6 protein-coding genes and 1 pseudogene are annotated in these 4,786 nt (G+C 64.7%); 4 read left to right on the forward strand and 3 right to left on the reverse strand.

Annotation, left to right across the window (positions count from 1 at the left end; genetic code table 11):
- The 4 genes from EOA27_RS22485 to rnhA form a co-directional block, all read left to right on the forward strand.
- A partial coding sequence (locus EOA27_RS22485) for an SURF1 family protein (protein WP_145970473.1) occupies window positions 1-650 on the forward strand: 650 nt, incomplete at its 5' end.
- 75 nt (window positions 651-725) lie between these two features.
- Entirely contained in the window at window positions 726-1,730 is a 1,005-nt protein-coding gene (gene ispH, locus EOA27_RS22490; RefSeq protein ID WP_042641772.1) for a 4-hydroxy-3-methylbut-2-enyl diphosphate reductase, read from the forward strand.
- Between the two features lie 6 nt (window positions 1,731-1,736).
- Window positions 1,737-2,699, forward strand: coding sequence for a homoserine kinase (locus EOA27_RS22495; RefSeq protein ID WP_126078555.1), 963 nt, complete (start codon window positions 1,737-1,739; stop codon window positions 2,697-2,699).
- Window positions 2,696-3,226, forward strand: a complete 531-nt coding sequence (gene rnhA, locus EOA27_RS22500) for a ribonuclease HI (protein ID WP_126078554.1) — start codon at window positions 2,696-2,698, stop codon at window positions 3,224-3,226. Before EOA27_RS22495 ends, rnhA begins: the two co-directional genes overlap by 4 nt.
- Before the next feature lie 16 nt (window positions 3,227-3,242).
- Here rnhA and EOA27_RS22505 read toward each other — a convergent pair whose 3' ends face one another.
- From EOA27_RS22505 to EOA27_RS22515, 3 genes and pseudogenes are all read right to left on the reverse strand, one after another.
- Window positions 3,243-3,719: a DUF2938 domain-containing protein gene (locus EOA27_RS22505; RefSeq protein ID WP_126078553.1), complete on the reverse strand. Its 477-nt coding sequence runs from the start codon at window positions 3,717-3,719 to the stop codon at window positions 3,243-3,245.
- Window positions 3,719-4,201, reverse strand: a complete 483-nt coding sequence (locus EOA27_RS22510; RefSeq protein WP_127252552.1) for a peroxiredoxin — start codon at window positions 4,199-4,201, stop codon at window positions 3,719-3,721. The genes EOA27_RS22505 and EOA27_RS22510 overlap by 1 nt, the downstream gene beginning before the upstream one ends.
- A gap of 85 nt (window positions 4,202-4,286) precedes the next feature.
- Window positions 4,287-4,786: pseudogene (locus EOA27_RS22515) on the reverse strand (protein-disulfide reductase DsbD domain-containing protein); the annotation flags it as partial.

A 4,786-nucleotide genomic window follows, 5' to 3' on the forward strand; every position in this document is an offset into this window, starting at 1 on the left:
GGCAGGTCCAGCGCCTGCACTGGAAGGAAGACCTGCTCGCCACCATTGACAAGCGCACGCATTCCGCGCCGTTGCCGCTGGCCGACGTCGAGCAGCAATTCGCCGCCTCCCGTGATGTCGATTACACCCCGGTGACGGTGACGGGCACCTTCCTGCACCAGGGCGAGCGGCATTTCTTTTCCACCTGGGAAGGCGAAAGCGGCTTCAACGTCTACACGCCCCTGCAACTCGAGGACGGCCGCTTCGTGCTCGTCAACCGCGGCTTCGTTCCCTACGACCTCAAGGATCCGGCCAAGCGCCGACAGGGCGAGGTCGCCGGCAAGGTGACGGTGACCGGGCTTGCGCGCAATCCGCTTCCCGCAAAACCGTCGATGATGCTTCCTGACAATGATGTCGCCAAGAACATCTTCTACTGGAAGGACCGCGATGTCATGGCGGCGACCGCCGGCCTGCCGGCCGGGTTCGTGCTGGTTCCGTTCTTCATCGATGCCGACAAGACGCCGAATCCCGGCGGCCTGCCGGTCGGTGGCGTCACCATCATCGACCTGCCGAACAACCACCTGCAATACGCGGTCACCTGGTATGGCTTGGCCGCCGCTCTCGCCGCCGTCCTGATCCTGAGTCTGCGCCGCCCGGCGAAAGAAGCGTGAAACGGCCGCTCTTGACAGGGCAGGGGTGCGCACCTCATTTCCCTCCAGCTTTCCGACTGAACCGGCCTGAATTTGATGATTGAGAAAAAGCCACCGCTGACGATCAGGCTCTGCCAGCCGCGCGGCTTCTGCGCCGGTGTCGACCGCGCCATCCAGATCGTGGTGCTGGCGCTGAAGAAATACGGCGCGCCGGTTTATGTCCGCCACGAGATCGTGCACAACCGCTACGTCGTCGAAGGGCTGCAGAGCCTCGGCGCCGTCTTCATCGAGGAACTGTCCGAGATTCCGCCGGAGCATCGCCAGTCGCCCGTGGTCTTTTCCGCGCATGGCGTGCCGAAATCGGTGCCGGCGGATGCCGAGGCGCGCAACCTCTTCTACCTCGACGCCACCTGTCCGCTCGTCTCCAAGGTGCACAAGCAGGCGATGCGCCACCAGCGGCTTGGCCGCCATGTGCTTCTGATCGGCCACGCCGGGCATCCGGAGGTGATTGGCACGATGGGCCAGTTGCCGGAAGGCGCCGTGACGCTGATCGAGACCGAGGCCGACGCCGCGCGCTTTGTGCCCGTCGACGCCTCGGCGCTGGGCTTCGTCACCCAGACGACCTTGTCGGTCGAGGACACCGCCGGCATCATCCGGGCTCTGCAGGAGCGGTTTCCCGAACTGCACGCGGCCGCGGCCGAATCGATCTGCTATGCCACCACCAACCGCCAGGAAGCGGTGAAGGAGACGGCCGCCGGTGCCGATCTGTTCCTCATTGTCGGCGCGCCCAACTCGTCCAATTCGCGTCGTCTTGTCGAAGTGGCGGAGCGCGCCGGCGCCACCATGTCGCTTCTCGTGCAGCGCGCCGCCGAAATTCCGTGGGATGAGATCGCCGGGATCAGGACGCTTGGCCTGTCGGCCGGCGCCTCGGCGCCGGAGATCATCGTCGACGAGATCATCGATGCGTTCCGGCAGCGTTTCGACGTCACCATCGACCTGGCGATAACGGCCACGGAAACGGAGGATTTTCCGGTGATGCGGGTACTGCGCGATGTCGAACTGACGGCGGCCGACATGGCCTTCGTCAATGGAGCGGCGTGAAACCGGATGGCCGTCTACACCGACGTCAGCGAAGGCGAATTGACCGCATTCCTCAAAGCCTATCCGGTGGGGGAACTGCTCTCCTACAAGGGCATCGCCGAGGGCACCGAGAATTCCAATTTCCTGGTCCACGCCTCCACCGGCTCCTACATCCTGACGCTTTACGAGAAGCGCGTCGACAAGGCCGATCTGCCGTTCTTCCTCGGCCTGATGGGCCATCTCGCCAGGAAGGGCATTTCCTGCCCGCTGCCGGTCACGGCGCATGACGGCACCGTCATCGGCACGCTCGCCGGCCGTCCGGCCGTCATCATCACCTTCCTCGAAGGCCTGTCGCTCAGGCGCCCGACCGCCGCGCATTGCGCGGAAGTGGGCAAGGCGCTCGCCAGCCTCCATATTGCCGGCCAGGATTTCCAGATGAGAAGGCCGAACGCGCTGGCGATCGATGGCTGGCGCAAGCTCTGGGCGGCCTCGCGCGAGCGGGCCGACGAGGTCGAGCCGGGCCTCGCCGCCGAAGTCGATGCCGACTTCGCCGATTTCGAACGCAACTGGCCGAACGACCTGCCGCAAGGCATCATCCACGCCGACCTGTTCCCGGACAATGTCTTCTTCCTCGGCGAGAAGCTGTCCGGGCTGATCGACTTCTATTTCGCCTGCGACGATCTCTACGCCTACGATGTCGCCACCTGCCTCAACGCCTGGTGCTTCGAGAAGGATTTTTCCTTCAACCTGACCAAGGGGACAGCGCTGCTCGCCGGCTACCAGTCGGTGCGGCCGCTTGGAAACGACGAGAAGGCGGCTATGCCGATCTTGGCGCGCGGCTCGGCGCTGCGCTTCATGCTGACCCGCCTCTATGACTGGCTGACCATCCCGGATGGCGGACTGGTGATGAAGCGCGACCCGACCGAATATATCCGCCGCATGCGCTTCCACCGCGCGATCAGGTCGCCATCCGAATACGGGCTGACATGAACAAAAAGATCGAGATCTTCACCGACGGCGCCTGCTCGGGCAATCCCGGGCCGGGCGGCTGGGGCGCCGTACTGCGCTACAACGGCGTCACCAAGGAACTGTCCGGTGGCGAGGCCGAGACCACCAACAACCGCATGGAGTTGCTGGCCGCCATCACCGCGCTCAATGCGCTGAAGGAACCTTGCACGGTCGACCTCTACACCGACAGCAAATACGTCATGGACGGCATCTCCAAGTGGATCCATGGCTGGAAGAAGAACGGCTGGAAGACCGGCGAGAGGAAGCCGGTCAAGAATGGCGAGCTCTGGCAGGCGCTCGACGAGGCCAACCGGCGCCACAAGGTCACCTGGAACTGGGTGAAGGGCCATGCCGGCCACCCGGAGAACGAACGCGCCGACGAACTGGCCCGGCAAGGCATGGCGCCGTTCAAGCCGAAGCTGGCACGGCCTGCGCCGGTTGCGGCAGCGCCACAGAAAGCCGCTCCAACCGGCAAACGCGCACCCCGGCGCTCTACGCAGAGCTACTGACGCGAGACTTCTACAGCTAACGGATCAGAAGCGCCGTCGAGAACATGCCGAGCGCGAACACCGTATGCGCCACGAGGTTCAGCGCGCGCACCTTCGTCGGATTGGGAAGTTTTGATGCCGCCCAACCGGCGCCCATGCCCGGCGCCAGCAGGAACCATCCGGCGCCGACCGTGACGATGCCGAGGATGAAGGCGGGCAGGAAGGTCGGCGCGGCCAGCCAGCCCGCGCCGGCGAGCACGACCAGGATTACGCCGTAGAGCATGCCGACGAGGTAGTGGAAGACCCAGCCTAGCGCCTTTTCATGCGCATAGGGCGCGGCCTTGCCGATATCGTCGTGAAAGACCTTTTCGGGCAGATGCCGGACCCAGCGTCCGACCATGCCCCAATTGGGCAAGGGCTGGCCGACCGCCTTGTTGAGGATGATCGCCCAGATATCCATGAACACCGTGGCGCCGATGCCGATCGCGACCGCGCGCCAGGCGATGTCGAGCATTAGAGCTGCCCGAGGATATGAGCCGCGCCGCTCTCGTCGACGCCCGGCTTGGTTTCGACATTGAGCGCGGTGACCTTGCCGTCGTCGACGATCATCGAGAAGCGCTTCGAGCGCAGGCCCATGCCGGCCGCGGAAAGATCGTTGTCGAGGCCGACCGACTTGGCGAAATCGCCGCTGCCGTCGGCGAGGTAGAGGATCTTGCCTTCCCCGCCGGTGAAGTGCGCCCAGGCGCCCATGACGTGGACGTCGTTGACCGAAACCACGGCGATCGTGTCGACGCCGCGCGCGAGGATGGCGTCATGGTTCTCGAGATAGCCGGGCAGGTGGTTGTTGCTGCAGGTCGGCGTGAAGGCGCCGGGGACGCCGAACAGCACCACCTTCTTGCCGGCGAAGATCTCGTCGCCGGTGATCGGCTTGGCGCCGTCGGCGGTCATCACCTTGAAGTTCGATGCGGGCAGTTTTTCGCCAACCGAAATGGTCATGGGTTCCTCGCTTGCGAGATGGGGAAGATTGATGCTTTCGATATCGGACCGGACAGTTTCCCGCAACCGTTGCGCTAATGCTGGATCAAGGGAAAGGCAGCAACCCGTCGACCGAACCCTCGGCGCTGGTCAGCGTGTAATACAGCCCGCCATCGCTCGGCGTCGCCGACGGCCGGTCGAGGATCGGCACGGTGAAGACGAGCTTGCCGTCCTTCTGGCTGCGCACCGGCGCGCCGAACATGTAGTCGCGCTCGCCGGCGATGAAGAAGTCGACCGATTCCGGATCCCCGGGCGACTGCGCCTGGACGACAAGGGTTTCGTGGTCGCCGGGCAGCACGTTGATGCCGAAATCGGACCGGGCCGGGGAAGGCAGCGTCGCAAGCGCGGTTTTTACCAGCACGGCGTCGGTCGCATTGTCGGGATCGGAGCCGGGGTCGACGCTGAGCCGGGTCTGCACCGGAATGCAGATCGTCTCGCAGATGCCGAGGAAGACATGAGCGTCAATCGTCGCAGGTTGGCCGGGCGAAGACACCGTGAAGGTCACAGGCAGCGACACCGGACGATCATAGCCGGCCCATTTTCCGT

Source organism: Mesorhizobium sp. M2A.F.Ca.ET.037.01.1.1, from assembly GCF_003998075.1.
Taxonomy (GTDB): Bacteria; Pseudomonadota; Alphaproteobacteria; order Rhizobiales; family Rhizobiaceae; genus Mesorhizobium.

Coding starts and splice junctions, on each gene's coding strand:
- ispH (WP_042641772.1), top strand. CDS start 726: ATGATTGAGAAAAAGCCACCGCTGACGATCAGGCTCTGCCAGCCGCGC.
- EOA27_RS22495 (WP_126078555.1), top strand. CDS start 1,737: ATGGCCGTCTACACCGACGTCAGCGAAGGCGAATTGACCGCATTCCTC.
- rnhA (WP_126078554.1), top strand. CDS start 2,696: ATGAACAAAAAGATCGAGATCTTCACCGACGGCGCCTGCTCGGGCAAT.
- EOA27_RS22505 (WP_126078553.1), bottom strand. CDS start 3,719: ATGCTCGACATCGCCTGGCGCGCGGTCGCGATCGGCATCGGCGCCACG.
- EOA27_RS22510 (WP_127252552.1), bottom strand. CDS start 4,201: ATGACCATTTCGGTTGGCGAAAAACTGCCCGCATCGAACTTCAAGGTG.